Here is a 26,161-nt window from a genome sequence, read left to right on the forward strand (position 1 = left end):
ACCCGGAGGATCCGGGCCCGAAGCATCGGGCTCACTTCATAGACTAGAGGTATGCCCTTCGACGCACACGGTCATTTGATTCCGGGATCCACTCCGCAGCCGCGCACGGTGCCGCAGCACATCGCTCGCCCACCATACGTCGGCCTCGCCGTGCCGCCCGCGTACACCGGTGACGACACCTACACCGAAGACGAGATCGCGCGTATCCGCGCCGCCGGCCGCATCGCATCCGGCGCGCTCGATGCCGTCGGAGCTGCGGTGCGCCCAGGAATCACCACCGCGGAGCTCGACAGGATTGCGCACGAGTACGTCGTGTCCCACGGCGCCTACCCGTCGACGCTCGGCTACCGCGGCTACTCCGCCTCTTCGTGCACTTCCGTCAATGAGGTCATCTGTCACGGCATCCCCGATGACACCGTGCTGCGTGAGGGCGACGTCGTGAACGTCGACGTCACCGCCTACCTCGACGGCTTCCACGGCGACACCAACCGCACCTTCCGCGTTGGCGAGGTTGCCGCAGATGTCGATCTCCTCATCGAGCGCACCCACGAAGCGATGATGCGCGGCATCAAGGCGGCGAAGCCCGGCCGTCAGGTGAATGTGATCGGACGGGTCATCGAGACCTACGCGAAGCGCTTCGGCTACGGGGTGGTGCGCGACTTCACCGGGCACGGCGTCGGCTCGTCATTCCATTCCGGGCTCATCATCCCCCACTACGATTCGGCTCCCGCCTACGGCGACGTGATCAAGCCGAACATGGTCTTCACCGTCGAACCCATGCTCACGCTCGGTTCTCATGAGTGGGATCAGTGGGACGACGGCTGGACCGTCACCACGCGGGATAAGAGCATCACCGCCCAGTTCGAGCACACGATCGTGGTGCGCGAGAACGGTTTCGAGCTGCTCACCGTCTCGGAGTGAGCAGAGGGGGAACGGGCCGGCTGTACGCCGGGTTCTGTCCCGGCCGCCGAAGCGGCCGGTGACGGTCATCTCTCTCGGGGCACTGTTGCCAGTACCCTCTAGCGGCCTACCCGCAGGCTCGGCGAGGAGCGTCAACGCCTGCTGTCTGGCCTTGCTGCGAACGAGGTTTGCCTGGCCGCCCGTGTCACCACAGACGCCGGTGGTCTCTTACACCACCCTTTCACCCGTGCCTCCCGGCTTGCACCGGGAGGTCGGTCTGCTCTCTGTTGCACTTTCTCGCGGGTTGCCCCGGGTGGGTGTTACCCACCGTTCTCCTCTGTGCAGCCCGGACGTTCCTCGGCGCATGCGCCGAAGCGCTGCGACGCGACCGTCCGCCGGCCCGTTCCGGCGACCAGTCTACTCCCCCTCGACCCGCACGAGAATCGCGCCCGTTCCCGGGCAGAAGACCAGCTCGTCAGGCGCGGCGGCCCGGATATCGCTGAGCTCGGCGGGCGTCAGCGCCATGTGGCTCGCCTCGGAAACCCCACCGCGCAACCGTGCCGCCCCGACCCCGAGGCGACCGCGCAGCTCTTCGTAGAGATCGAGCAGATCGCGCTGCAGCTCGGCTGCGAGCCCTGCCCGCTCCGCCGTGTATGTCGCGAGATCCTGATCGATGCGCTGCTCGGCTTCGGAGATTTTGGCGCGGATCGCGGCGCGTCGCTCGTCCACTCCTGCGAGCACCTGTTGCGCGGCTGAGAACTCGGCCTGCGCCCGCTCCTGCACCTCCATGATTTCAAGCTCGCGATCTTCGAGCTCGCTCTGCCGCCGTGCGAGGGTGTCGAGTTCGTGCTGCAGCGCCTGAGCCTCTTTCGAGGAGGTACTGACGGCGATCAGCTCCTCGTCGCGCTCCCGACGTTGGCGCACGAGCTGCACATCGGTCTCGAGGCGTGCGATCTCTGCGTTCTGCGCGTCGAGGTCGCGCTGCGCCGCCATGAAACGATTTCTGGCCTCACCAGCCTCACCGCTCTGCCCTTCGAGCTCCGCCCGCTCGGGCAGCGTGCTGCGCTTGCGGCGCAACCTGGCGATCGTGTTGTCGAGGTCTTGCAGGTCGAGCAGCAGCTGCTGCTGGCGAGGGCTGGCTTTCATGGCTCCAGCCTACCGGGGCGGCACTGGCCGAGGTTCCCGCAGACGGTGCCGAATTCTCAGAGCGTTCGCCGCGCACCGGTCCGGTGCACGGTGTTGTCCGAGGCAGCGGAGTGCGGCGCTCCGCCCGACGCAGCGCCGTTCAGTTCGCGGGCCCGCCCACGGCGAAGCTCCACGGATCGGTGCGTCGACGACTCACCATGAACTCAACACCGGGCAGCCTGGCCGACAGCCGCTCGGCAGCGCCGTCAAGCCACAGCGACTCGCTGGCCCAGTGAGCGACGTCGACGAGAGCCGGGCCGCCCACCGTCAGTGACTGCTCCAGCGACTCCTGCGCGGGGTGGTGGCGCAGATCCGAGGTGAGGTAGACGTCGGCGCCTCGCACCGACGGGTGATCGAGCAGACTGTCGCCCGCGCCGCCGAGCAACGCGATGCGCCGCACCGGCCGCTCCGGGTCACCGGCAACGCGCACACCACCAACAGTAGCGGGCAGGATCGCAGCGACCCGCTCGGCGAACGCACGCAGCGAGATCGCCTCCGAGAGTTCACCGACGCGCCCCACACCGAACACCTCGCCGGGCCGTGGGCCGACCGCGGGCACAATCGCCTCAGCGTGAGCGAGCCCCAGGCGTTCGGCAAGCACCGCTGAGACACCCCCCTCCGGCTGATCCGCGTTCGTGTGCGCTGAGAGCAGCGCACAGCCCCCGCGAATGAGCTTCGCGAGTAACGCGCCCTTCGCCGTGTCCTCGGCGATCGTGTGCACGCCGCGCAGCAGCAGCGGATGGTGGGTGAGCAGTGCGTCGGCTCCCAGCTCGATCGCCTCATCCACGGTCGCCGCGACAGCATCGACGGCGAGCAGCACCCGCCGTAGCGGTGCGTTGCCGGCCCCTGAGATGAGGCCGACACGATCCCAGCCCTCTGCAGTCGCAGCCGGCCAGAACTCCTCCGCGATCCGCTGCAGATCACTGAGAGTGCTGATCCTAAATGACACCGGTTACCTCCTGAGCAGCTTGCGCGCGATCACGTTGCCGAGCAGCTGCACGAGCTGCACGATCGCGATGATGATGAGCACCGCAGCCCACGTCACCCACGGGTTGAACTGCCGGTACCCGTACTGCAGCGCGAGATTACCCAGACCGCCGCCGCCGATCACACCGGCCATCGCGGTCATATCGACCACGGCGATGAACGCGAAGGTGTAGCCGAGCACCACCGGGCCAAGACCCTCGGGAATGAGCACCGTGAGGATCGTGCGCAGCGGCCCGGCGCCCATCGCGCGAGACGCCTCGATCACTCCCGGCGGCACGGTGAGCAGGTTCTGCTCGACGAGGCGGGCGATGCCGAAGGTCGCGGCGAAGACAAGTACGAAGATCAGGGCGCGGTCGCCGATGCCGGTCCCCACAGCGATGCGCGCGAGGGGCTGGATCGCCGCGATGAGGATGACAAACGGGATCGGCCGGAAAAAGTTCACGAGGAAGTTCAAGATCCAGTACAGCGCTCGGTTCTGCAGGATGCCGCCCTGCCGGGAGACCGTCAACAGCACACCGATCACGAGGCCCAGCACACCCCCGATACCCATCGCGAAGACGACATAGACGAGGGTCTGGATCGTCGCCTCGAGGAACTTGCCGTTTGCGAGCAGCTCGATGAGCTTGTCCATCAGGCCAGCACCTCCAGGTCGGTTTCCTGCGCGAGCGCCGCGATCGCGTGCTCGACGCGCAGCTCCTCGCCAATGAGTTCGAGGGTGAGTTTGCCAAAGCTGCGTCCGCCCACGTCCGTGATGCCGCCGTGCACGATGCTAACGCCGACGCCGCGCTCGGCGAGCGTGCGAAACACGACAGGCTGATCCACATTGCCATCACGGAAGGTCAGGGTGACGAGCCGGCCGCGATGACGCTCACGCAGCTGTTCGAGATGTTCAGCCTCGGGCTCCGTGGGCAGCGCACTCGACACGAAGCGCCTCGTCGTGGCGCTCTGCGGGCTCGAGAAGACATCAAAGACGCCGCCCTGCTCCACCGCGCGGCCCCCGTCCATCACGGTGACGCGGTCGGCGACCTCGCGCACCACCTCCATCTCGTGCGTGATGAGAATGATCGTGATCCCGAACTCCTGATTGACGCGCTTCAGCAGCGCGAGCACCTCCTGCGAAGTCTGCGGGTCAAGCGCGCTCGTGGCCTCGTCGGCAAGCAGCACGCCCGGGTTCGTGGCGAGGGCGCGGGCGATGCCCACGCGCTGCTTCTGGCCGCCGGAGAGCTGATCGGTGTAGGCCTCGGCCTTGTCGGCGAGGCCGACGAAGTCGAGCAGCTCGGCCACGCGCCGCTTGCGCTCGGCCGCCGCGACGCCCGCCACCACGAGTGGATACTCGATGTTTCTCGAGACTCGCTTCGAGTGGAACAGATTGAACTGCTGGAAGATCATGCCGATGCGGCCGCGCACCGCACGCAGCTTCGCCTCGGGCAGGCTGGTGATCTCGTCGTCGCCCACGAGGATGCGCCCCGAACTCGCCTGCTCGAGCCCGTTGACGAGCCGTAGCAGCGTGCTCTTGCCGGCGCCGGAGTAGCCGATGATGGCGTGGATCTCGCCGGAGGCGACATCGATAGAGACGTCGTCGACGGCGACCACAGGCTCCGCACCCTTCCCTCGGCCCGGGTAGCGTTTCGAGACGCCGATCAACTGGACTCGCGTCATGCGCGGTCTCCCTCCTGCTTGCTGCGGATGCGGATCGGGGCGCCCGGTATCACCGAACGCCCCGATCCTAATCGCTGCTCGCGCTGCGCGCAGCGCGGCTACTTGTTGTCGCGAACCTGAGCCTCGGAGTCGGCGAGGATCTGCTGCAGCTCCGAGACCGGGGTCTGCACGAGGATCGCGCTGTCGCCCGAGTTCTTGAAGACGCCGTCCTGCACATCCTGGTTGGTCTGGTAGATCTCGACGAGCTTCTTGTAGGTCTCGTTGTCCTTGTCCTCGGCACGCGCCGCGAAGATGTTGATGAAGTACTTCGCGCCGTCATCCTCGGGGTCGTCCTGGTAGAGCGCCTCGTCGAACTTCAGGCCCGCGTCGGTAACGAAGTCGTTGTTCACGACCGCGGCATCGACGTCGGCGAGCGAGGTCGCGGTGAACGAGGCGTCCATCTCAGTGACCTTCACCTTCGACGCCGAGGCGTCGATGTCGTCGGGGGTCGAGAAGAGGCTGCCGCCGTCGCTGAGCTTGATGAGCTCTGCCGCCTGCAGCACGTTCAGCGCGCGGGCGCGGTTCGTCGGATCGGAGGGGATCGCGACGGTGCCGCCCTCGGGGATGTCGGCGAGCTTGTCGTGCTTGGTCGAGAACACGCCGAGCGGGTAGATCGCGGTCGAGCCGATCGCCACGAGGTCGTCGTCGTTCGCCACGTTGTAGTCGGCGAGGTACACGATGTGCTGGAACTGGTTGAGGTCGAGCTCGCCCTCGCTCAGAGCCGGGTTCGGCTGGTTGTAGTCGGTGAAGTCGACGAGCTCGACCTCGATGCCCTCCTCGGCGGCAGCCGCGGTGAAGGTCTCCCAGTAAGGATCGCTCGCGCCGACAACACCGATGCGCACGGTCTCGGATGCACTGTCGCCGCCCTCCGTTGCTGCGGGGGCCGAGCAGCCTGCGAGCGCCGTCGTGGCTGCCAGCGCGAGCGCGGTGAACGAGGCGGCGAGAAGGCCGCGCTTCTTGAAGGTCATGATGCTCCTCATGATCGATGTGCGGGTGGAACGCAGCGCAGCGGGCGCGGCGGGTACGGGATCAAGCGTGCAGGATCCCGCTCCGACCCGAGAAATCAGGGTGTCACACGACGTCATCGAAGGTGGTTCGTGGGATACTGGCAGAGACGAACAAGCGTCTTCGGCGGGCAGGCCGATTCTCTTCATGACAGTGTTGGAAGGAACCCTCCGTTCACATGATTCAGCGTGCTGATGCTCACCTCGAAGCTTGGAAGGCGAAGCAGGAACTCGCAGAGCGGATGATTCCGCTGATCGGCCAGCTCTACCGCGACCACGACGTCGTCATGTCGGTGCACGGTCGCAGCCTGGTGGGCCGCTCCCCCATCGACATCATCCGCGCGCATTACTACGCGCACAAGATCGATGACGTCGAGCTGCCCCTGGCCGAGACCTCTGCGATCGTCGAGGCGCTCGCCCGCATCCAGCCGGGCCCGGTCTCGCTCGACCTCGCCCTGCTCGCAAACGACTTCCGCGCCTCGGGTGGCGACGACGTCGAGGCCTACCTGCGCGAGCAGCTCGCGCCGGTGCTCGACGCGAGTTCCGGTGAGGGCACTGATGTGGTGCTCTACGGCTTCGGGCGCATCGGCCGCCTGCTCGCCCGCATCATCATCGACCACTCGGGCAGCGGCAACGGCCTCAACCTGCGTGCGATTGTGGTGCGCCGCGGTTCGGAGAACGACCTCGTGAAGCGCGCCAACCTGCTGCGCCGCGACTCGGTGCACGGCCCCTTCAACGGCACCATCAAGGTGCTCGAAGACGAGAACGCGATCCTTGCGAACGGTGTGCGCATCCAGGTCATCTACTCGAACGACCCGGCCAGCGTCGACTACACCGAGTACGGCATCGAGAACGCGATCCTCGTCGACAACACCGGCCGCTGGCGCGACGCCGACGGCCTCGGCCAGCACCTGCAGAACAAGGGCATCTCCCGCGTGCTGCTCACCGCACCCGGCAAGGGCGACATGCTCAATGTGGTGTACGGCGTCAACAACGACAAGATCACCGACGAGCACACCATCCTCAGCGCAGCATCGTGCACCACCAACGCGATCACCCCGGTGCTCAAGGTGCTGAACGACCGCTTCGGTGTGAAGCGAGGCCACGTCGAGACCGTGCACTCGTACACCAATGATCAGAACCTCATCGATAACTTCCACAAGGGTGACCGTCGTGGCCGCTCCGCCGCGCTGAACATGGTGCTCACCGAGACCGGCGCCGCGAAGGCCGTCGCGAAGGCGCTGCCCGAGTTCGAGGGCAAGCTCACCGGCAACGCGATCCGCGTTCCCACCCCCGACGTGTCGATGGCCGTGCTCAACCTGCAGCTCGAGCAGGAGACCACGAGCGATGAGATCAACGCCTTCCTCGAGGAGGTGTCGCTCACCGGCGCACTGCGCACCCAGATCGACTACGTCGCTTCCCCCGAGATCGTGTCGAACGACTTCGTCGGTTCGAACCGCGCGGGCATCGTCGATGGCCTCGCGACGATCGTCACTGGCGACAGCGCTGTGGTCTACGTCTGGTACGACAACGAGTACGGCTACAGCTGCCAGGTGGTACGTATCATCGAGCAGCTTGCGGGGAGCCACCCTGCGCATCTGCCGGCGCTGAAGGCCTGAGCCCAGCGCCGCGCAACCGAGAGAAAGGAAACGAAGATGTCACTGAAGTACCTCATCGGTGTTGACGGATCCGAGCAGAGCCGGGTCGCACTCGCCTGGGGTCTCGCCCGCGCTTCCGAGCGCGGCGCCGAGGTCGAACTACTGCACGTCGCAGACGATTCCTTCCTCTCGGAGAGCGTCGCGTTCCTCTCGGAAGCGCAGCAGGCGTCCGAGCAGATGCTGCAGGCCGAGACCGAGTACGCTCGCAACCTCGGCTTCACCGGCAAGATCTCGGGCACCGCGGTGGTCGGTCACCCGATCGCAGAGGTCGAGGAGGCCTCGAAGCGAGCTGACCTGCTCATTCTCGGCGCTCACAACGGCAGCCGCTTCGCCGGCTCGTTCTTCGGCACGCGCGCGGTGAAGGTCGCGGCGACCGCGCACTGCCCGGTCGCCGTGATCCCCGCGGTCGCGGCGGCCGAGCCGAAGCCCGGTGTGGTTGTCGGCGTCGACGGCTCGGAAGCCTCGAAGAAGGCGATCGCCGTCGCCGCCGAGGCTGCCTCGTTCCGCGGCTCGCCTCTGATCGCGGTCTATGCGTGGATGCCTCCCCTCACACCCGGTCTCGAGTATCTGTGGAGCGAGGAGCTTGTCGAGTCGCAGCGCTCCGCGGCTGAGGAGGCCATCGCCATCGGTGTGGCCGGCCTCGCCGAACGCTACCCCGATCTCGAGATTCGTCGTGAGATCGTGCAGTCGCCCCCGGTGGCCGCGCTGGTACAGGCGGCTGAGGGTGCGGAGCTGCTCGTCGTGGGTAGCCGCGGCCGCGGCGGCATCTCGCGTCTGCTGCTCGGCTCGGTGAGTCACGGTGTGCTGCAGGCATTGCCGTGCCCCGTCGTAGTGACCCGTAGCTGAACCGTCTGAGCCTCATGTCTGCTGCACGGATCGACAAGGTGGTGACCCGCGGCCTCGTCGGCGCGGGTCGCCCCGGCTACCCGGTCGATGGGGTTGAACTCGAGAACAACACGTGGATCATCGGCGACGACGAGCAGGCGCTCATCATCGACGCCTCGCACGACGCCGAAGCGATCGTGGCTGCGGTGGGTGAGCGGGACGCCCTCGGGATCCTCCTCACTCACGGCCACGAAGACCATGTGAACGCTGCGCTGGCTGCTGCAGCGCAGCTCGACACGCACGTGTACCTGCACCCTGCGGATCTGTTCCTTTGGCAGCAGACGCACGGCGACGCGCTGCCCGACTTCGAGCTCGCCGACGGTGCAACGTTCTTGGTTGCCGGTGTCGAACTCGCGGTCGCGCACACGCCCGGCCACACCCCCGGTTCGGTGTGCTTCATCGCGCCGGCGCTCGGAACGGTGTTCTCCGGCGATACCCTCTTCCGGGGTGGTCCGGGTGCGACCCGCTGGGAGTATTCGAGCTTCGATCAGATCGTGGAGTCGATCCGCACTCGTCTCTTCACACTGCCTGGCGCGACCGTCGCCAGGCCGGGCCACGGCGATGTCACCGCGGTGGCCGATGAGATGCCAGATCTTGAGGCGTGGCTCGCACGAGGCTGGTAGTCGGCTCTCAGCACCGTTGCGTGCCGTGGTGTCGCATTGCGGCAAGGGCCTAGACTTGACCGGTCGCAGTGCCGCGCAGTTCTCAGTGCGCGGGTGGATCCGGGCGCTTCCCCGCCACCTGAAAGGTCGACCGTGACCGTTGCCCCGCATTCTCCGCTGCGCCGCGGAGTCGCACTGTTCGCGCTCGCCTTCGGCGGCTTCGGAATCGGCGTGACCGAGTTCGCCACAATGGGGTTGTTGCCCGATATCGCCGGCGAACTGCTGCCCGACTTCGACCAGGCCCCCGACCAGGTGATCGCGCAGGCCGGTGTGCTCGTCACCGCATACGCGCTCGGCGTGGTGGTGGGTGCACCCACGTTTGCGGTGCTCGCCGCGCGCATGTCTCAGACGAAGCTCGCGTTCTGGCTGCTCGGCCTGCTCGTCGCCGGCACTGTGGCGTCGGCGTGCATGCCGACGTTCGGCTCGCTCGCGATCTTCCGCTTCGTTGCCGGGCTGCCGCACGGTGCCTATTTCGGTGTCGCGTCGCTGCTCGCGGCGCGCATCATGGGTCCGGGGCGCCAGGGCCGCGGGATCGCACTCGCCCTCTCAGGACTCACGATCGCGAACGTCATCGGCGTGCCGCTCGCCACCGGCATGGGGCAGGCGCTGGGCTGGCGTTCGGCCTACGTGCTCGTCGCCGTGATCTTCGCAACGACGCTGCTGCTCGCCGTGCTCGCGCTCCCCCGCTACCCCGGGAATCCGTCGCGCAGTCCGTTGCGAGAGCTGTCGGCGCTGAGCAACCCCCGGATCTGGGTGATGATCGCCGTCGGCTCGGTGGGGTTCGGCGGGTTCTTCGCCGTCTACTCGTACATCGCCGAGGTGACCACCCGTGAGACGGGCCTTCCCCCGACGACGGTGCCGTGGGTGCTGGGGTGCCTGGGTGTCGGTATGACGATCGGCAACCTCATCGGCGGTTGGGCCACTGATCGCAACCCTCGCCGCACCGTCAACTGGGGGTTTCTCGCCTTCATTGCCGCGCTGGTGCTGTACACACAGCTCGCGTGGCATCCGGTGGGGTTGTTCGCCTGCGTGTTCCTCCTGGGCAGCACCGCGTCACTGCTGATCCCGTCGATTCAGGCTAGGCTGATCCGCATCTCTGATGAAGCGGCGCTGCTCGGTGCCGCAGTGAATCATGCCGCCTTCAACATCGGCAACAGTCTGGGAGCGTGGCTCGGTGGTCTGGTGATCGCGGGCGGCCTGGGGTATCTCGCGCCGGGCTGGGTTGGGGCCGTGCTCGCGGTCGCCGGGCTCGCACTCATGCTGTTCAGCAATGCGCTCGAGGCGCGCGACAAGGCGCGCGGCCTCAACACCGTCGGCGTCAGGATCCGCTAGACGCGAGCACTACTCCACCGGCGCAAGAGTGCGGAACGCGCGGTCGAGGTAGACCATGGGGTCGGCCGGTTCGCCGAAAACGGCGTCAAGCACTTCTGCGACGACGATCACCGAGGCGCCCACTCCAAGCGAGTGCAGGGTGCGGCAGCGTAGCGCGACACGGGTGCTCGGCAGGTACGGTTCTCCTGTAGGCAGGGTTTCCCACCCCTGCTCTGCGGTGAAGCGCTCGGTGCCCGAGACCGCGAATGTGGCCCCGATTGATGCGTGGCGGGCATCGAGCAGGTGCACGAGGTAGGTGTCGGCTGCGAGGATGCCTCCTGCGCTGCCCGTAGCGCGGGTCACCGAGAACGAGAGCGTCGCAGGATCGAGTCCCACCGAGGCGACGCTTGACGCGGTGAGCCCCACCGGGCCCTCAGGGGTTTGAGCCGTGATGAGCGACACCCCCGCCGGGTGCTCCCTGAAAGCGCGCTTCAGCGCTTCGGCTCCGGTGTGCTCGGACTGCGGATCTGCGGCCATCCGGTGGCTCTCCCTCATCTCGTGGGCCGCATCGGGGCGGCCGCGTTCATCGACGCGATTCTCAACGCGGCGCGATCCGCAATCATTCCTCGCGGTGTCTGGCAGCGTGTCTGCGCGAGGCGTAGGCTGGCCATATGAACGAGCTGCGCGAGGTTCCCCTGACCACCATCGATGGCGAACAGACTTCGCTCGCCGAGTATGCGGATCGTGCGGTGCTCATCGTCAACGTGGCCTCGAAATGCGGCCTCACACCGCAGTATGCAAAGCTCGAAGAGCTGCAGCGGCGGTATGCGGATCGTGGCCTGACGGTACTCGGTTTTCCCTGCAATCAGTTTCTTGGTCAGGAACCGGGCAGCGCTGAAGATATCAAGACGTTCTGCTCGATGAGCTACGGCGTGACCTTCCCGCTCATGGAGAAGGTGCGCGTGAACGGGCGCCGCAAGCACCCGCTGTACGCGCTGCTGCGGGAAACACCGGACGCAGATGGAAAGCGGGGGCGGATCAGCTGGAACTTCGAGAAGTTCCTCGTCGCCCCCGACGATTCGGTGACCCGCTTCCGCCCCACAGTGGAGCCCGACGATCCTGCGGTGATCGCCGCCATTGAAGCCGCGCTTCCTGCGTAGGTAGATCACGATCCTGCTTCGCAGGACGGCGATGAAGTGAATGGTGGGCCCTGAGGGACTCGAACCCCCGACCCTCTCGGTGTAAACGAGATGCTCTAACCAACTGAGCTAAAGGCCCCGACCGCGAAGCGGACTTCACCAGCATAGGGGAAGCCGCCTCGCAGTTGCGAATCAGTCGCGGTGTCGCGCGAGCTGCGCTCAGGCGAGCTGAGCAAGCGCCTCACGATAGGCACCAAAGTCGCGGGCCTCACCGGGCGCGGTCTCGAACGAGGCCAGCACGCGGCGGTCCTCACCGATGATGAGGGTTGCTCGGGTCGCGATCCCCGCTTCCTCGACGAATGCGCCGTACTGACGCGCCACCTCACCATGCGGCCAGAAATCGGAAAGGATCGAGAACTCGTAGCCCTCCTGCTGCGCCCACGCCTGCAGCGCGTACACGGAATCGATCGAGATGCCGAGCAGACGCACCTTGCTGTCGGCGAAGATCGACAGGTTGTCGCGCAGCTCACACAGTTCACCGGTGCAGATGCCGGAGAACGCGAAGGGGAAGAAGACGAGCGCAACGGGCCCCTCCGCCACCATCTCCGACAGCGTCAGCTCCTCGCCGTGCTGATCCGAGAGCGTGAAATCTGGCGCCTGCGCGCCGACCTCGAGCACCATGGGTGCCTCCTTACCGGCGCCGGGAGCGCCATCGATGTACAAGCGCCTCCACACTACCGATCCCCGCTCGTCGCAGACGAGATCCGCCGCCTCCGAATCGCCACCGAATATTGTGCGTCTGTGACACCCTCGACAAGAGATGTGCGAGTTTCTTCGTTGAACTTCGATAGTCTGGACCCGACCCGCGGACCAGCGGGGCTGACCGAGCATGCCGTGAACGACTGCACCAACCCGCTTCGCAGCGCGGCGCTCCCAGTGGTGATTGGAGCACAACCTTGGCTGTGAACACGCAGGATCCCTACGCGCCCGATCGTGATGATATGGACCCGCAGGAAACCGCCGAGTGGCGCGAGTCGCTTGATGCCGTAGTCGAGGAGCGTGGCGCAGGCCGCGGCCGCGACATCATGACCAGCCTGCTCGATCGTTCGCGACAGCTGCACTTGAACGTTCCCCAGGTGCCCACCACTGACTACGTCAACACCATCGCCTCGGCCGACGAGCCCGACTTCCCCGGCGATCACGACGTCGAGCGCCAGTACCGCTCATGGATCCGCTGGAATGCAGCGATGACCGTGCACCGCGCGCAGCGCCCCGGCATCGGCGTCGGCGGCCACATCTCCACCTACGGCTCCGCTGCCTCCCTCTACGAGGTCGGCTTCAACCACTTCTTCCGCGGCCAGGATCACCCCGGTGGCGGCGACCAGATCTTCATTCAGGGTCACGCCTCCCCCGGCATGTACGCCCGTGCCTTCCTCGAGGGTCGCCTCAGCGAGGATCAGCTCGACGGCTTCCGCCAGGAGAAGTCGCACGCCCCCCACGGCCTGCCCAGCTACCCGCACCCGCGCCTGCTGCCCGATTTCTGGCAGTTCCCCACGGTGTCGATGGGCCTCGGCCCGATCAACGCCATCTACCAGGCGCAGCTCAACAAATACCTCACGAACCGCGGCATCAAGGACTGCTCGGATCAGCAGGTGTGGGCCTTCCTCGGCGACGGCGAGATGGACGAGGTTGAGAGCCGCGGCCAGTTGCAGGTCGCAGCGAACGAGGGCCTCGACAACCTCAACTTCGTGATCAACTGCAACCTGCAGCGGCTCGACGGGCCGGTGCGCGGCAACGGCAAGATCATTCAGGAGCTCGAAAGCTTCTTCCGCGGTGCCGGCTGGAACGTCATCAAGGTCATCTGGGGCCGTGAATGGGACGACCTGCTCAACCGCGACACCGATGGTGCGCTGCTCAACGTGATGAACACCACCCCCGACGGTGACTACCAGACCTACAAGGCCGAAAACGGTGCGTTCATCCGCAATCACTTCTTCGGTAAAGACGAGCGGGCCCTGCGCCTCGTGGAGAACTACACCGACGACCAGATCTGGCAGCTGCGCCGCGGCGGCCACGACTACCGCAAGGTGTACGCCGCCTACGCAGCCGCGGTCGCCCACAAGGGCCGCCCCACGGTGATCCTCGCAAAGACCGTCAAGGGCTACGGCCTCGGCCCCCACTTCGAGGGCCGCAACGCGACCCACCAGATGAAGAAGATGACGCTCGAAGACCTCAAGCTCTTCCGCGACACCATGCACATCCCCATCTCGGACGCGCAGCTCGAGGCCGACCCCTACCGCCCGCCCTATTACCACCCGGGCGAGAACGACTCCACGATCCAGTACATGCACGATCGCCGTCGCGCGCTCGGCGGGTACCTGCCGGCGCGTCGCAGCACACACACCGAGGTCGTCCTGCCCGAACCGAAGAGCTACGCCATCGCGGCGAAGGGCTCCGGCACGCAGGAAGCAGCGACCACTATGGTGTTCGTGCGCATGCTGAAGGATCTCATGCGCGACAAGGGCTTCGGATCACGCCTCGTGCCGATCATTCCCGACGAAGCGCGCACCTTCGGCATGGATTCCTACTTCCCCACCTCGAAGATCTACAACCCGCACGGCCAAAACTACGTGTCGGTCGACCGCGAACTGCTGCTCGCCTACAAGGAGAGCCCTGAGGGCGTACTGCTGCACGTCGGCATCAACGAGGCCGGAGCCACCGCAGCATTCACAGCGGTCGGCACTTCGTACTCGACGCAGGGCGAGCCGATGATCCCGATCTACATCTTCTACTCGATGTTCGGGTTCCAGCGCACGGGTGACGCCTTCTGGGCTGCTGGCGATCAGATGGCGCGCGGCTTTGTCATCGGCGCGACCGCCGGCCGCACCACGCTTACGGGCGAGGGGCTGCAGCACGCCGACGGACACTCCCTGCTGCTCGCAGCCACGAACCCCGCAGTCGTCTCCTACGACCCGGCATACGGCTACGAGATCGGCCACATCGTGCGCTCCGGCATCGAGCGTATGTACGGCGGCCAGCACCCCGACCCCAACGTCATGTACTACCTCACCGTGTACAACGAGCCGATCGTGCACCCCGCCGAGCCGGAGAACGTCGACGCCGAGGGCATCGTGCGCGGTATTCACCGTGTCAGTGAGGCCGCAGCAGGCGGCCACCGTGCGCAGATCCTCGCGTCCGGCGTTGCTGTGCCGTGGGCGATCGAGGCGCAGGAGCTGCTCGCACGCGACTGGGGTGTTGCCGCTGACGTGTGGAGCGTTACCAGCTGGAACGAGCTGCAGCGCGACGGTGCCGCCGCTGAGGAGCACAACTTCCGCTCGCTCGACGGCGAGACCCGCGTGCCCTACCTGCAGCAGAAGCTCGCCGACGCTGAGGGCCCCTTCGTGGCCGTCAGCGACTGGTCGCGCCAGGTGCCCGAGCAGATCCGCCCCTACGTGCCGGGCGACTACTCCGTGCTCGGTGCAGACGGTTTCGGGTTCTCGGACACCCGTGCTGCTGCGCGCCGCTACTTCGGAATCGACCGCGAATCGATCGTGGTGAAGGTGTTGCAGCGTCTTGCCGCGCAGGGCCGCATCGACGCAGAGGTGCCCCGCCGCGCCGCCGAGCAGTACCGTCTGAACGACGTGAACGCCGGCACTACGGGCGGCGCTGGCGGCGACGCCTGATCGAGCGATCGCACATGGATCGGACGAAGGAGCAGGAACTCGCCTGGCTGCGCACCATCACAGGCGAACTCTCTACGCGCACCATCACCCGGCTCGACGAGACGCTGCCCTGGTACGGCAAGATGCCGCCCAGTCGGCGCTCGTCGGTCGGGCTGGTGGCGCAGACCGGCATCACCTCGTTCATTCAGTGGTACGAGGATCCGAGTTCGACACCGTGGATCGCTTCTGATGTGTTCGGTTCAGCTCCGCGCGAGCTGCTGCGCTCGATCAGCCTGCAGGAGACTCTGCAGCTGATCCGCGTGGTGGTTTCGGTCGTCGAGGAGCGTGTGGCTCCTCGGAGTGAGTCGCTGCGCGAGGCCGTGCTGCACTATTCACGCGATGTCGCGTTCGCTGCGGCCGATGTGTACGCACGCGCTGCTGAGGCTCGCGGGCTGTGGGATGCCAGGCTGGAGGCGCTCGTCGTCGACTCGATCCTGACGGGTGAGAGCGACGACGAGCTGCCGAGCCGGATCGCAGCTCTCGGCTGGCACGGCGACGGCGAGGCCGCGGTGCTGGTGGGCACGGCTGAGCGTGTCGTCGATGTGGACCAGCTGCGCCGCCTCGCGCGACACGCCGGTGCTGATGCGCTGATCGGTTTGCAGGGCACACGTCTAGTGCTGGTGCTCGGCCGTTTGGATGCGCCGCAGCCGGGTGCGCCTGCTGCTGAGAGCCGCCTGAGCTTTCTGGAGATCGCAGCCCGACTGGCTGATGGTTTCTCGGATGGGCCACTGGTGCTTGGCCCCACCGTCGACAACCTGGTGGATGCGTCGCGCAGCGCTCGGGCCGCGCTTGCTGGGGTTGCTGTGGCGAGGTCGTGGCGCAACGCTCCCCGCCCTGTTGCTGCCGACGATCTGCTGCCTGAGCGTGCGCTCGCAGGCGATGGTCTTGCGCGCCGCACCCTCATCGAGCAGATCTATGAACCGCTCGCTGCGCACTCGGGCGAACTGCTGGAGACGCTGTGGTGCTATCTCGACAACGGGCGCTCGCTTGAGGCGACCGCTCGCGAGCTGTTCGTGCACCCCAATACGGTGCGCTACCGGCTCAAGAAGGTCTCGGAGGTGATCGGCTGGAATGCGACGGGTGCGCGGGAAGCACTGATCCTGCAGTCCGCCCTCATCACCGGCTCCATCGCCCACAATGGACGGCGCGCAGCGCCGTCTGCAAAGTAGCCGCGACGGCCCACAGGCCGGAGCGGAACCTCCGCTGTTGCGCGCAGCGCCGTCTGCAAAGTAGCCGCGACGGCCCACAGGCCGGAGCGGAACCTCCGCTGTTGCGCGCAGCGCCGTCTGCAAAGTAGCTGCGACGGCCCACAGGCCGGAGCGGAACCTCCGCTGTTGCGCGCAGCGCCGTGTGACGACCCTTCGAGCACCGAAACTGCTGTTTCCCACAATCATTTTCAAGATTTATCGTTCGCAATATGCAGGATCTGGGCCGTTGATCTGAGAAACTGGACGACGTGATTGTTATCGCCTGCCCTGGACAGGGCTCCCAAACCCCCGGATTCCTGAACGAGTGGCTTGAGCTGCCCGGCAGCCGCGAGTTCCTCGGCACCGCATCCGAGCGTGCGGGCGTCGATCTCATCGAGCACGGCACCGTGAGTGACGCCGACACGATCCGCGATACCGCGATCGCGCAGCCGTTGATCGTTGCGGCGAGCTTGCTCGCGTGGCGGGAGCTGTCGGCGCGTGTGGCTGTGGCTGAGGCCGGTATTGCCGGTCACTCGGTGGGCGAGTTCGCTGCGGCTGCTGCCGCGGGTGTGCTCTCCGAAGACGACGCCCTGCGCCTTGTCGGGGTGCGTGGTCGTGCGATGGCCGAGGCGGCCACGCAGGCGAGCACCGGTATGGCTGCGGTTGTGGGTGGCGTGGAGGCAGATGTGCTCGCAAAGATCGCGGAGCACGGGCTGACCGCCGCGAATCGCAATGGCGGCGGCCAGATCGTCGCCGCCGGTTCGCTTGAGGGCCTGGCGGCGCTTGCGGAGGACGCGCCCCGCGGCGCGCGCGTGATCACGCTGCAGGTGGCCGGCGCGTTCCACACCGATTACATGTCGAGTGCCATTCCTGCGCTGCGGGAGGCCGCTGAGAGCGTGACCGCCGCAGCGCCCACGCACCCGCTGTGGACGAACGCTGACGGTTCGCTTGTCGACAGCGGATCGCGCTTCGTCGAGCTGCTGGTCTCGCAGATTGCGAGCCCGGTGCGCTGGGATGCGTGCATGGAGGGCTTCCAGCAGGCCGGCATCTCGGGGCTTGTTGAGCTCGCCCCGGCCGGCGCGCTCACGGGCATCGCCAAGCGCGCCCTGAAGGGTGTGCCCGCCGTTGCGGTGAAGACCCCCGCAGATCTCGACGCCGCTGTGGCGCTCATCACCGAGACTGCGTCAGCAACCTGACCGTCAGACCGAAAGGACCCATGCACATGGCATCACTGGTGCAGCCCACTGGCCCCGCGCACACGCGGATCCTCTCCGTCGGCGCGGCCCGCGGCAACCTCGACGTACCGAACGACGACCTCGTCGGCCCGATCGATTCCTCGGATGAGTGGATTCGCCAGCGCACCGGCATCGTGCAGCGTCGCCGTGCCAGCGCTGACGTGGCCGCGGTCGACCTTGCGGTGGCCGCCGGCGAGGAAGCCATCGCGAAGTCGGGGCTTGACCGCTCCGAGATCGACGGCGTCATCATTTCGACGATTTCGAATGTGGCGATCACCCCCTCGATGGCGGCGCTTGCGGCGCATCGCCTCGGGCTCACGCCCGCCGCGGCATTCGACATCTCGGCTGCCTGCGCCGGGTACGTTTACGGCGTGGGCCAGGCCGACGCCCTCGTGCGCTCCGGGCTGTGCAAGAACGTGCTCGTGATCGGCGCCGAGAAGCTCTCCGAGATCGTCGATCCGGCTGATCGCAGTATCTCCTTCCTGCTCGGTGACGGCGCCGGCGCCGTCATCGTCGGCGCAAGCGACCACACCGGCATCGGCCCCACCGTGTGGGGCTCTGACGGCGAGAAGTGGGACACGATCCGCATGACCTCGACCTTCGAGGAGTACCGCAGCAACCCGACCGAGGTGCCGTGGCCCACGCTGCGTCAGGACGGTCAGACCGTGTTCCGCTGGGCTGTCTGGGAGATGAAGAAGGTCGCGCAGCAGACCCTCGAAGCATCGGGCATCGAACCCAGCGACCTTGCCGCGTTCATCCCGCACCAGGCGAACATGCGCATCATCGACGAGTTCGCGAAGCAGCTCAAGCTTCCCGAGTCCGTCGTCGTGGCCCGTGACATCGAGATGCAGGGCAACACTTCGGCGGCGTCGATTCCCCTGGCCATGCACGCGCTGCTCGAGCAGCACCCCGAACTCTCGGGCGGCCTCGCCCTGACGATCGGCTTCGGGGCCGGTCTCGTCTACGGCGCGCAGGTCATCGAACTCCCGTAGCCGGATCGCGCGCGTCTCCACGGCGCCGCGCCTGACGGCACGTACACTTCTACAACCCCCACCCATATCAAGGAGAAACACACAATGGCATTCAGCAACGAAGAGGTCCTCGCGGGTCTTGCCGAGATCATCAACGACGAGACCGGAATCGCGGCCGACGTCGTCGCCCTCGACAAGTCGTTCACCGACGACCTCGACATCGACTCGATCTCGATGATGACCATCGTGGTCAACGCCGAGGAGAAGTTCGACGTGAAGATCCCCGACGAGGAAGTCAAGAACCTCAAGACCGTCGGCGACGCTGTCGACTTCATCGCCAAGGCTCAGGCCTAAGGTTTGCGGAACGGGGTCGGGCTCAGCCCGACCCCGACTCCTCACCACTCACCCCAGTTCGTTCCCCACCAGATCGCGGAGCACGCAAGCATGAGCAAGAAGATCGTCGTCACAGGTATCGGCGCCTCCTCCCCCATCGGCGGCACGGCCCCTGAGAGCTGGGAGTCGCTCCTCGCCGGCGAGTCGGGCGTACGCACCCTCGACTACGACTGGGTGACCGAATACCAGCTTCCCGTCACCTTCGCCGGTCAGGCCCGGGTGAAGCCCAGCGAGGTGCTCGACCGTCCGGTCGCGAAGCGCCTCGACCCATCGAGCCAGTTCGCGCTCGTCGCCGCGAAGGAAGCTTTCGCCGATGCCGGCAGCCCCGAGCTCGCCCCCGAACGTCTTGGCGTCGACTGGGCGACAGGGATCGGTGGCGTATGGTCCCTGCTCGACGCCTGGGACACCCTGCGCGAGAAGGGACCGCGCCGCGTGATGCCCTTGACCGTGCCCATGCTCATGCCGAATGCTCCTTCGGCAGCGGTCTCTATGCACTTCGAAGCGCGCGGCTACGCACGCACCGTGGCGTCAGCCTGCGCCTCCAGCACCGAGTCGATCGTCAACGCTTACGAGCACCTGCAGGCGGGGCTTGTCGACGTGGTGATCGCCGGCGGCTCCGAAGCTGCAATCCACCCCATCACCGTGGCATCGTTCGCGTCGATGCAGGCCCTCTCGCGTCGCAACGACGATCCGGCCACGGCTTCCCGACCTTACAACATCGACCGTGACGGCTTCGTCATGGGCGAGGGCGCTGCTGCGCTCGTACTCGAGACCGAAGAGCACGCGCTCGCGCGCGGCGCGAAGATCTACGCCGAGATCGCCGGCGGCGGCGTCACCGCAGACTCCTACCACATCACCGCGAACGACCCCGAGGGTCGCGGTGCGATCCGCGCCATGCAGATGGCGCTGGAGCAGGCCGGGGCAACCCCCGACGATGTGACGCACATCAACGCGCACGCCACCTCGACGCCGGTGGGCGACATCAATGAGTTCACCGCGCTGAAGGCGATCTTCGGTGACCGCGCCGAGCAGATCCCGATCTCGGCGACGAAGGCCGCCACCGGCCACTTGCTCGGCGGCACCGGCGCGCTTGAGGCACTGTTCAGCGTGCTCGCCGTGCAGCACCGCATCGCGCCCCCCACGATCAACCTCATCGACCAGGATCCCGAGATCCCCGTCAACGTCTCCTCGGAGCCGCAGCCCTTGGGTGACGGCCCGCAGCTCGCGATCTCGAACTCTTTCGGTTTCGGGGGCCACAACGCCGTCGTCGCGATTCGCTCCGTCGACTGAGCGCAACTCCACTGAGCTACGGGGCGTCTGCCCGGCCTGATGGGCCTACGCGGGCGCCCCGTAACAGTTCGAGATGCGTTCTGCGACGATCCGCACACGCGCTACGGTAGTACCCATGAAACCGTTCCTGCTCATCACGACTCGGGGCGAAGACGACGTCGCTGCCGATGAGCATGCGGCCTACTGTCGCCTGACCGGGCTGCTGCCCGAGGAACTCGCGTGGCGGCGCATCGATAGAGCCCCGCTCGGTTCCGTAGATTTCGGTTCCTATTCGGGCATCATCCTCGCCGGCAGCCCGTTCACGGTGAGCGAGCCTGTTGAACGCAAATCAGAGACCGAACTGCGTGTCGAACGCGAGCTCGCGCAACTGCTCGACGATGTGGTGCGGGCCGATTTTCCCTTCCTCGGCGTCTGCTACGGGATCGGCACGATCGGCGCCCATCAGGGCGCTCGGGTAGACCGCACCTACGGAGAATCTTCGCAGGCGGTGCGGATCAGCCTCACCCCTGCCGGCATCAGCGATCCGCTGCTGCACCAACTGCCCGCCGACTTCGAAGCCTTCGTGGGCCACAAAGAAGCGATTGCCGAGGTGCCTGAGAGCATCACCGTGCTGGCGAGCTCACCCACTTGCCCAGTGCAGGCGTTTCGTGTGGGTCGCAATGTGTATGCGACGCAGTTTCACCCCGAGCTCGACACGGCCTCGTTCACGTCGCGGGTGCGTGCCTACGCCGACCACGGCTACTTCCACCCGGCCGAGGTCGAGGCGATCATCGAGCGGGTCGAGCGCGCCGATGTGCGCGCCTCGCACATGGTGCTCGGACGTTTCGTGGAGGAGTATCTCGATTCGCGGCCCGCGCAGACAGGGCCGTTAATAGCGCTGCCTGCTGCGAGCATCGGCATCGAGTCTGAGCGCGCGAGCACGGTGGCGCCGTCGGGCGTCTGAGCGCTGCGCTACTCGAACAGCGCCTGGGCGAGAAAATCACCCGACTGCACGCCCGATGGAATAGCCCACAGCCCTGAGCCGATGTGACGGATGTACTCGTTCAGGAGATCCGCCCGCAATGACTGCTGCACGCGCACGAATGTCTGCGGATCGCGCTGGAACGAGATGAAGAACAGGCCGGCACCCAGCTGTCCGAGCCCGTTTGAGCCGTCGACGTAGTTGTAGCCGCGCCGCAGCATACGGGCACCACCGTTCTGACTGGGGTGCGCGAGGCGCATGTGTGCGGCGATGTCGATCGCTGGGTGCGCCGCATTCTCCGCACTCGGAGCAGCGAAGTCGGGCGCTGCGAACTCGTGCCCGCCGCTCAGCGGGCCGCCTTCGCGTTTCGTGCGGCCGATGATCCGCTCCTGCTCACCGAGAGATGCGCGATCCCAGCTTTCGATGGTCATCTGAATCTTTCGAGCCACGAGGTAGCTGCCGCCGCGCATCCAGTCCGGTGCTTCGGTGCCAACCCAGATGTGCTCGGCGAGAGAGGCCTCGTCCTCGGCCATGATATTCGCGGTACCGTCTTTGAAGCCGAAGAGGTTACGCGGGGTGTCCTGGCGGCGTGAGGTCGATGCGGTGCGTCCGAAGCCGAGCTGGCTCCATGAGAGATGCGCGCGTCCGGCTGCGATGCGGGCAAGATTGCGGATCGCGTGCACTGCGATCTGCGGATCATCGGCGCAGGCCTGCACGCAGAGATCTCCCCCGCTCTGGGTGGCATCGAGCAGATCGAACGCGAAGGATGGAAGCGGCTCGAAGGCGCGTGGCAGGCGAGAGCGGATCCCGAATGGATCTTCGGGGTCGGCCGCCCCGGTGCGTGCGGTGAAGAGCTGCCTGCCGAGCCCGAAGGTGAGGGTGAGGTTTCCCGCGCCGAGGCTGGCAGCCTCGCCTGAATCGTCTGGCGGCAGCAGCGGGTTTTCGGGTTCGAGGCCGGTGCCAACTTCCTGTCCACGGACGAGCCGCTCGGCCGCCTCGGTCCAGTCCCGCAGCAGCGCGATGAGATCGTCTCTGGCTGTGCCCGACACCATGTTGAATGCGGCGAAGTGAAGGCGGTCTTGCGCAGGGGTGGTGATGCCCGCCTGGTGAGCCCCGTGGAAGGGTACGGTGCCGGCTTCCGAGGTTGCGTCACCGGAGGCCTGCGATACGAGCACGGTTGCGGCTCCGCCTCCGAGGGCCAGGCCTGCCGCACCGGCGCCGAGGATTCCGAGGAGGCCGCGTCGCGATGGCCGGAGGGTTCCAGGGGAGTTTTCCCCCGTGGTCACTCCGCTTTCTTCGGGCTGCTCGTGCGCGACCATCAGCGCTGCACGACGCCTGCGGTGAGCTTCGCCATCGATTCGCTGAGCGCGGTCAGCTTCGCAGCGAGTTCGTTGCGCTGCGGCTGCTCGACCGTGTCGTAGGGCACGAACCCCGCCTCATAGGAGCCGTAGCTCGCAAGCAGTGCGAGCATGTCCGCGAAACGCGTATCGAGTTGCTTCGCGAGGTCTTCACCGCCGTTCGCCTCAAGCAGGCCGCGCACGGTGTCGAAGGCCACCTGGGCGCCCTCGACGTTCGCGGTGAAGTCGTAGAGGTCGGTGTGCGCGAACTCGTTCTCCTCGCCGGGCAGCTTGCCGTCCGGCGCGGCGACCTCGTCGAGGAGGCCCTTCGCGCCCTCGGTGATGTCGGCGAGGGTGAGCGTGAAATCGGGGCTCGCGACCTCGTCCTTCAGCTCGTTCACATCGGCGAGCAGCTGCTCGCCGAGCTCCGTGCGCTCCTCGGGGGTGAGCGGCTTGAGGTCGTCCTTCGGGTAGTGGTCTTTCTCGGGAGTCGAGTAGTTGGCGATCGCCTCGTCGAGCCACAGGTCCTGCTCGATGCGGTGGAAGCCGGTGAAGGGCAATCCCTCTTCGATGGCACCGGGCTTGCGGTAGTCGATCTTTGGGTCGAGGTCACCGAACTGCTCGGCGGTCGGCTCGATGCGCTCGTAGTTGATGCGCGCGATCGGGAAGAGTGTACGAGCGGTTGCGTCGTTACCGGCCTGGTATGCCGCGACGAAGGCCTCCACTTGCGGCACGAGCTCCTCGGTCTGAGCTTTGACGTAGCTGATGTACTGCGCGACGACCGCGTCCTCCTCGGGTGTTGTCGCCACGGCGTCGCCGGTGACCGTGAATGCGGCCTGGCCGACGCCGGCACCGACCATACCGGGCTTGCAGCTCGTGAAATAGTCGCCGGGGCCGAGCTGAACGGTGAGGTTGCGGCTGGTGCCGGGTGCGATGTTCTCGACCTCGCCGAGGATCGTCAGCTCGTTGCTGCCGAGCAGATAGAACTCGGTGACTTTGCTGCCGTTGTTCTGCACGGCGAACGTGAGGGTGCCGCTCTGCGTCTGCGCGGTCTCAACCTCGCAGGCCGTGTCACTCGCGGTGACCGTGATCGGCTGGGCATCCCCGCCGGTGCCGGCGTTGGGAACGCAACCGGTGAACGCGAGGCTTGCGGCGCCGAACGCGACTACTGCGGTGATACCTCGGCGGGTGCTGGAGATGGGCAAGGGGCTTCCTTTCTCGGGGCGCGCGCTCCTCGGTACGAGGCAATGAGGAACAGCGAAAGGGTGATGGAGAGGTAGAGCGCCCAGGCGATCACCTCGAGTTTGGTCATTTCCGGTGAAAAGCCGAGGGTGCCCTTGAGCAGCACGCCAAGCACTCCGTCGGGAGCGATGATGTGCGGAACGCGGAAGGCCCAGGCAGCGTCGCCGTACCATGCGGCGAGCACTCCTGCGCTGGCCGGCGGGGCCGTAAAGGGCCCGGCGAGGAACCCGGCCTCCTGGAGGTCGTGGATGGCATACGCCAGCACACCGGCGGCGAAGACGATGAGGAGCGCGCCGGACCAGCGGAAGAACACGGTGAGGTTGATCCGGAGCATGCCGCGATAGAGCAGCCAGCCGAGCACCGATGCCAGGAGAATGCCCGACAACGCCGAGAGGAAGCCGACGAGGGGTGCTGTGTCGCTCGCCCGCGTGGTGGCCCAGATGAAGAGGGCGGTCTCGATGCCCTCCCGCGCCACCGAGACGAAGCCGACCGCGGCCACGCCCCAACCGTTGCCGAGCAGGGCCCTGTCGAGCTGCGATCGCAGCTCGCTGCCGATGCCGCGGGACATGCGCAGCATCCAGAAGACCATCCAGGTAACCATGCCGACGGCCAGGAGCGACAGCACACCTCCGATGGCTTCCTGCGCGGTGAAGGTGAGCCCGTACGTGCCGTAGCTCAGCACGGCGCCGGTGATGAGGGAGAGCAGGATCGCGGCGGCGACGCCCAACCAGATTTTCAGGGCTGCGTCGCGGCGTCCGAGCCGCTTCACGTAGGCGAGCAGGATGCTGACGACGAGCGCCGCTTCGAGCCCTTCGCGCAGGCCGATGAGCAGTGTAGCGATCATGCGGGTGCACCCTCCGAGGCCCATTCGACAACATGTGATGTTAGTAAGGCGCGCCTTACTGGAACAACATAGCACAATTCATCTGATGTGAAACCCGCAGAGGAGACGCAACAGGGCCGCGCCCCCCACTAAGAGAGACGCGGCCCTGTACACCCACCGCGCACAGCGCGCGGCTGAAACCGTCAGTCGGCGTAGTGCGAGAAGAGGAACCAACGATCCTTGTCGAACTGCTGCGCGAATGCGATTGCAAGATCCTGGCTCACGGGGTCGATATCTTCGAGCCCCTTCACCGCGGCGTAAATGGTCTCGAGCGTAGCGTCGAGCTGCGCAACAACCTCACGCACCGTCACCTCGGACTGCTGAAAACCGACAGTCATCTCCGGCGTTGAGGTCTGCGCTGCGACGGTGCCAATACGACCATCGACAGGCAAGCCCAGGGCCACCATGCGCTCCGCAGCCGTGTCGGCAGCATCCTGCGCGTGCGCTACGACCTGGTCGAGAAACTCATGCACGCCCATAAAGTTACTGCCGCGCACATGCCAGTGCGCCTGCTTGCCATTCACCGCGAGAGCGATCAAATCGTGCAGAACCGGCGTCAGGTGCTGCGCAACCCCTGAGAGTCGCCCAAACTCGCCCTGCGCTGCGATCGGCTGCTGCTCGAGAGTGGTCATAGTGAACCTCCGTCTGATCTGCCGGGGAGCTTCTCTCTGCCCGGTACACCCTCCACGATACGCCGATCCGAGCGATCCGCAAGCAAGTGAAGGCTTGCCTAAACTGCGTTCTACCAGGGGTTTTTACGCCGACACCGCGAACTTCAGCAGCATCTCAGGGTCGCGGCGCGGACCCGTGAAGAAGGGCGTCTCCTCGATCACGTGCCGCCGCGCACCCGTCGCCCGCAGCTCGCGCATCAGATCCACGATCCGCGTCAGATCGTCGGCCTCAAAGGCGAGCAGCCACTCGTAGTCGCCGAGCGCGAACGAGGCCACGGTGTTCGCGAGCACATCACCGTAGTCTCTGGCCGCAGCACCGTGCTCGCGTAGCAATTCCCTGCGCTCTTCATCAGGTAGCAGGTACCACTCCCGGCCACGCACGAACGGGTACACGCAGACGTAGCCGCGTGGCGCATCACCCGCGAGAAACGCTGGCACGTGCCCACGGTTGAACTCAGCTGCGCGATGCACCCCGATCGACGACCACACGGGCAGCAGACGACCGCCGGCCCAGTCAAGCACTGTTCGGTAGGCATCTTGCAGCGCCTCGGGGCTCGGAGCGTGCCACCACACGAGCACATCGGCGTCCGCGCGGTACCCGGCAACGTCATACCACCCGCGGGTGGTCAGGCCGTCGATGCTGTCAAGCTCGGCGAGCAGTCCTCGCACAATCGCGCTCCAGGCCGGGGTGAGCCCGAGGGTAGGGCCTGACCGTGACGCGCTGAAGACCGCATACATCGTGTAATTGACGTCGGCATTGATGGCGTCTGCGACGGCGGAGTGGTCAACGGCTTGGCTGCGTGCAGTCATAGGTGCTCCCATGTTTCTCAGCATCCTGCT

At 66.4% G+C, this 26,161-nt stretch carries 25 protein-coding genes, 1 tRNA gene and 1 other RNA gene; 13 read left to right on the forward strand and 14 right to left on the reverse strand.

What is annotated here, in order from left to right; genetic code table 11:
• Positions 1 to 51 precede the first annotated feature (51 nt).
• Positions 52 to 921, forward strand: a complete 870-nt coding sequence (gene map / locus WFI54_RS01435; RefSeq protein ID WP_336651021.1) for a type I methionyl aminopeptidase — start codon at positions 52 to 54, stop codon at positions 919 to 921.
• A gap of 7 nt (positions 922 to 928) precedes the next feature.
• Here the strand turns inward: map and rnpB are convergent.
• The 6 genes from rnpB to WFI54_RS01465 form a co-directional block, all read right to left on the reverse strand.
• An RNA gene (gene rnpB, locus WFI54_RS01440) (RNase P RNA component class A) lies at positions 929 to 1,304 on the reverse strand.
• A gap of 13 nt (positions 1,305 to 1,317) precedes the next feature.
• Positions 1,318 to 2,046, reverse strand: a complete 729-nt coding sequence (locus WFI54_RS01445) for a zinc ribbon domain-containing protein (protein WP_336651022.1) — start codon at positions 2,044 to 2,046, stop codon at positions 1,318 to 1,320.
• A 139-nt stretch (positions 2,047 to 2,185) separates the two neighbouring features.
• Complete coding sequence (locus WFI54_RS01450; protein WP_336651023.1) at positions 2,186 to 3,034, reverse strand: Nif3-like dinuclear metal center hexameric protein; 849 nt, start codon at positions 3,032 to 3,034, stop codon at positions 2,186 to 2,188.
• Between the two features lie 3 nt (positions 3,035 to 3,037).
• Entirely contained in the window at positions 3,038 to 3,703 is a 666-nt protein-coding gene (locus tag WFI54_RS01455; protein WP_336651024.1) for a methionine ABC transporter permease, read from the reverse strand.
• Positions 3,703 to 4,731, reverse strand: a complete 1,029-nt coding sequence (locus WFI54_RS01460; protein WP_336651025.1) for a methionine ABC transporter ATP-binding protein — start codon at positions 4,729 to 4,731, stop codon at positions 3,703 to 3,705. Before WFI54_RS01460 ends, WFI54_RS01455 begins: the two co-directional genes overlap by 1 nt.
• Before the next feature lie 98 nt (positions 4,732 to 4,829).
• Positions 4,830 to 5,738: a MetQ/NlpA family ABC transporter substrate-binding protein gene (locus WFI54_RS01465; RefSeq protein ID WP_336651026.1), complete on the reverse strand. Its 909-nt coding sequence runs from the start codon at positions 5,736 to 5,738 to the stop codon at positions 4,830 to 4,832.
• A gap of 215 nt (positions 5,739 to 5,953) precedes the next feature.
• Here WFI54_RS01465 and WFI54_RS01470 point away from each other — a divergent pair, with 215 nt between their 5' ends.
• The 4 genes from WFI54_RS01470 (at position 5,954) to WFI54_RS01485 (ending at position 10,311) form a co-directional block, all read left to right on the forward strand.
• Positions 5,954 to 7,393, forward strand: a complete 1,440-nt coding sequence (locus WFI54_RS01470) for a glyceraldehyde-3-phosphate dehydrogenase (protein WP_336651027.1) — start codon at positions 5,954 to 5,956, stop codon at positions 7,391 to 7,393.
• A gap of 36 nt (positions 7,394 to 7,429) precedes the next feature.
• On the forward strand, positions 7,430 to 8,278 hold the full coding sequence (locus tag WFI54_RS01475; RefSeq protein ID WP_336651028.1) for a universal stress protein: 849 nt from the start codon (positions 7,430 to 7,432) through the stop codon (positions 8,276 to 8,278).
• Positions 8,279 to 8,292: 14 nt separating this feature from the next.
• Positions 8,293 to 8,940, forward strand: coding sequence for an MBL fold metallo-hydrolase (locus WFI54_RS01480; RefSeq protein ID WP_336651029.1), 648 nt, complete (start codon positions 8,293 to 8,295; stop codon positions 8,938 to 8,940).
• Positions 8,941 to 9,072: 132 nt separating this feature from the next.
• Positions 9,073 to 10,311 (forward strand): MFS transporter, encoded by a 1,239-nt coding sequence (locus WFI54_RS01485; RefSeq protein WP_336651030.1) that lies wholly within the window; start codon positions 9,073 to 9,075, stop codon positions 10,309 to 10,311.
• Positions 10,312 to 10,320: 9 nt separating this feature from the next.
• Here the strand turns inward: WFI54_RS01485 and WFI54_RS01490 are convergent, their stop codons facing one another.
• Positions 10,321 to 10,827, reverse strand: coding sequence for a flavin reductase family protein (locus WFI54_RS01490; protein WP_336651031.1), 507 nt, complete (start codon positions 10,825 to 10,827; stop codon positions 10,321 to 10,323).
• Positions 10,828 to 10,961: 134 nt separating this feature from the next.
• Between WFI54_RS01490 and WFI54_RS01495 the strand changes: the two genes are divergently transcribed.
• Positions 10,962 to 11,450, forward strand: coding sequence for a glutathione peroxidase (locus tag WFI54_RS01495; protein ID WP_336651032.1), 489 nt, complete (start codon positions 10,962 to 10,964; stop codon positions 11,448 to 11,450).
• 41 nt (positions 11,451 to 11,491) lie between these two features.
• Here WFI54_RS01495 and WFI54_RS01500 read toward each other — a convergent pair.
• Positions 11,492 to 11,568, reverse strand: a tRNA-Val gene (locus WFI54_RS01500).
• An 80-nt stretch (positions 11,569 to 11,648) separates the two neighbouring features.
• Positions 11,649 to 12,110, reverse strand: coding sequence for a peroxiredoxin (locus WFI54_RS01505; RefSeq protein ID WP_336651033.1), 462 nt, complete (start codon positions 12,108 to 12,110; stop codon positions 11,649 to 11,651).
• A gap of 275 nt (positions 12,111 to 12,385) precedes the next feature.
• Between WFI54_RS01505 and aceE the strand changes: the two genes are divergently transcribed.
• The 7 genes from aceE to WFI54_RS01540 all read left to right on the forward strand — a co-directional run bounded on the left by aceE (position 12,386) and on the right by WFI54_RS01540 (position 21,170).
• Complete coding sequence (aceE, locus tag WFI54_RS01510) at positions 12,386 to 15,112, forward strand: pyruvate dehydrogenase (acetyl-transferring), homodimeric type (RefSeq protein WP_336651034.1); 2,727 nt, start codon at positions 12,386 to 12,388, stop codon at positions 15,110 to 15,112.
• Positions 15,113 to 15,126: 14 nt separating this feature from the next.
• A complete protein-coding gene (locus WFI54_RS01515; RefSeq protein ID WP_336651035.1) occupies positions 15,127 to 16,320 on the forward strand; it encodes a PucR family transcriptional regulator in 1,194 nt (397 codons plus the stop codon).
• 287 nt (positions 16,321 to 16,607) lie between these two features.
• A complete protein-coding gene (locus WFI54_RS01520; RefSeq protein WP_336651036.1) occupies positions 16,608 to 17,534 on the forward strand; it encodes an ACP S-malonyltransferase in 927 nt (308 codons plus the stop codon).
• 26 nt (positions 17,535 to 17,560) lie between these two features.
• Entirely contained in the window at positions 17,561 to 18,565 is a 1,005-nt protein-coding gene (locus tag WFI54_RS01525) for a beta-ketoacyl-ACP synthase III (RefSeq protein ID WP_336651037.1), read from the forward strand.
• A gap of 84 nt (positions 18,566 to 18,649) precedes the next feature.
• Positions 18,650 to 18,898: an acyl carrier protein gene (locus tag WFI54_RS01530; protein ID WP_024356007.1), complete on the forward strand. Its 249-nt coding sequence runs from the start codon at positions 18,650 to 18,652 to the stop codon at positions 18,896 to 18,898.
• A gap of 90 nt (positions 18,899 to 18,988) precedes the next feature.
• Positions 18,989 to 20,227, forward strand: a complete 1,239-nt coding sequence (locus WFI54_RS01535; protein ID WP_336651038.1) for a beta-ketoacyl-[acyl-carrier-protein] synthase family protein — start codon at positions 18,989 to 18,991, stop codon at positions 20,225 to 20,227.
• Between the two features lie 115 nt (positions 20,228 to 20,342).
• Positions 20,343 to 21,170 carry a glutamine amidotransferase gene (locus tag WFI54_RS01540; protein WP_336651039.1) on the forward strand — a complete coding sequence of 276 codons (828 nt, stop codon included), beginning with the start codon at positions 20,343 to 20,345 and terminating at the stop codon, positions 21,168 to 21,170.
• Between the two features lie 8 nt (positions 21,171 to 21,178).
• On the opposite strand, the gene efeB is transcribed toward WFI54_RS01540, so the two are convergent.
• The 5 genes from efeB to hemQ all read right to left on the reverse strand — a co-directional run bounded on the left by efeB (position 21,179) and on the right by hemQ (position 26,131).
• Positions 21,179 to 22,507: an iron uptake transporter deferrochelatase/peroxidase subunit gene (gene efeB, locus WFI54_RS01545; protein ID WP_336651040.1), complete on the reverse strand. Its 1,329-nt coding sequence runs from the start codon at positions 22,505 to 22,507 to the stop codon at positions 21,179 to 21,181.
• Positions 22,507 to 23,730, reverse strand: a complete 1,224-nt coding sequence (gene efeO / locus WFI54_RS01550; protein WP_336651041.1) for an iron uptake system protein EfeO — start codon at positions 23,728 to 23,730, stop codon at positions 22,507 to 22,509. The genes efeB and efeO overlap by 1 nt, the downstream gene beginning before the upstream one ends.
• Positions 23,691 to 24,611 carry an iron uptake transporter permease EfeU gene (gene efeU / locus WFI54_RS01555; protein ID WP_336651042.1) on the reverse strand — a complete coding sequence of 307 codons (921 nt, stop codon included), beginning with the start codon at positions 24,609 to 24,611 and terminating at the stop codon, positions 23,691 to 23,693. Before efeU ends, efeO begins: the two co-directional genes overlap by 40 nt.
• 182 nt (positions 24,612 to 24,793) lie before the next feature.
• On the reverse strand, positions 24,794 to 25,282 hold the full coding sequence (locus tag WFI54_RS01560) for a Dps family protein (RefSeq protein ID WP_336651043.1): 489 nt from the start codon (positions 25,280 to 25,282) through the stop codon (positions 24,794 to 24,796).
• 123 nt (positions 25,283 to 25,405) lie between these two features.
• Entirely contained in the window at positions 25,406 to 26,131 is a 726-nt protein-coding gene (gene hemQ, locus WFI54_RS01565; protein ID WP_336651044.1) for a hydrogen peroxide-dependent heme synthase, read from the reverse strand.
• Positions 26,132 to 26,161 lie beyond the last annotated feature (30 nt).

The sequence above is a fragment of the Leucobacter sp. MMO-125 genome (assembly GCF_037148395.1).
Classification (GTDB): Bacteria; Actinomycetota; Actinomycetes; order Actinomycetales; family Microbacteriaceae; genus Leucobacter.

Excerpts from the sequence above, each read along its gene's own strand:
- WFI54_RS01480 (WP_336651029.1), top strand. The coding sequence starts at position 8,293 with ATGTCTGCTGCACGGATCGACAAGGTGGTGACCCGCGGCCTCGTCGGC.
- WFI54_RS01515 (WP_336651035.1), top strand. The coding sequence starts at position 15,127 with ATGGATCGGACGAAGGAGCAGGAACTCGCCTGGCTGCGCACCATCACA.
- WFI54_RS01465 (WP_336651026.1), bottom strand. The coding sequence starts at position 5,738 with ATGACCTTCAAGAAGCGCGGCCTTCTCGCCGCCTCGTTCACCGCGCTC.
- WFI54_RS01495 (WP_336651032.1), top strand. The coding sequence starts at position 10,962 with ATGAACGAGCTGCGCGAGGTTCCCCTGACCACCATCGATGGCGAACAG.
- WFI54_RS01530 (WP_024356007.1), top strand. The coding sequence starts at position 18,650 with ATGGCATTCAGCAACGAAGAGGTCCTCGCGGGTCTTGCCGAGATCATC.
- WFI54_RS01540 (WP_336651039.1), top strand. The coding sequence starts at position 20,343 with ATGAAACCGTTCCTGCTCATCACGACTCGGGGCGAAGACGACGTCGCT.
- hemQ (WP_336651044.1), bottom strand. The coding sequence starts at position 26,131 with ATGACTGCACGCAGCCAAGCCGTTGACCACTCCGCCGTCGCAGACGCC.
- WFI54_RS01535 (WP_336651038.1), top strand. The coding sequence starts at position 18,989 with ATGAGCAAGAAGATCGTCGTCACAGGTATCGGCGCCTCCTCCCCCATC.
- WFI54_RS01455 (WP_336651024.1), bottom strand. The coding sequence starts at position 3,703 with ATGGACAAGCTCATCGAGCTGCTCGCAAACGGCAAGTTCCTCGAGGCG.
- WFI54_RS01475 (WP_336651028.1), top strand. The coding sequence starts at position 7,430 with ATGTCACTGAAGTACCTCATCGGTGTTGACGGATCCGAGCAGAGCCGG.
- WFI54_RS01470 (WP_336651027.1), top strand. The coding sequence starts at position 5,954 with ATGATTCAGCGTGCTGATGCTCACCTCGAAGCTTGGAAGGCGAAGCAG.
- map (WP_336651021.1), top strand. The coding sequence starts at position 52 with ATGCCCTTCGACGCACACGGTCATTTGATTCCGGGATCCACTCCGCAG.
- WFI54_RS01460 (WP_336651025.1), bottom strand. The coding sequence starts at position 4,731 with ATGACGCGAGTCCAGTTGATCGGCGTCTCGAAACGCTACCCGGGCCGA.
- WFI54_RS01560 (WP_336651043.1), bottom strand. The coding sequence starts at position 25,282 with ATGACCACTCTCGAGCAGCAGCCGATCGCAGCGCAGGGCGAGTTTGGG.
- WFI54_RS01445 (WP_336651022.1), bottom strand. The coding sequence starts at position 2,046 with ATGAAAGCCAGCCCTCGCCAGCAGCAGCTGCTGCTCGACCTGCAAGAC.
- efeU (WP_336651042.1), bottom strand. The coding sequence starts at position 24,611 with ATGATCGCTACACTGCTCATCGGCCTGCGCGAAGGGCTCGAAGCGGCG.
- WFI54_RS01490 (WP_336651031.1), bottom strand. The coding sequence starts at position 10,827 with ATGGCCGCAGATCCGCAGTCCGAGCACACCGGAGCCGAAGCGCTGAAG.
- efeB (WP_336651040.1), bottom strand. The coding sequence starts at position 22,507 with ATGGTCGCGCACGAGCAGCCCGAAGAAAGCGGAGTGACCACGGGGGAA.
- WFI54_RS01525 (WP_336651037.1), top strand. The coding sequence starts at position 17,561 with ATGGCATCACTGGTGCAGCCCACTGGCCCCGCGCACACGCGGATCCTC.
- WFI54_RS01505 (WP_336651033.1), bottom strand. The coding sequence starts at position 12,110 with ATGGTGCTCGAGGTCGGCGCGCAGGCGCCAGATTTCACGCTCTCGGAT.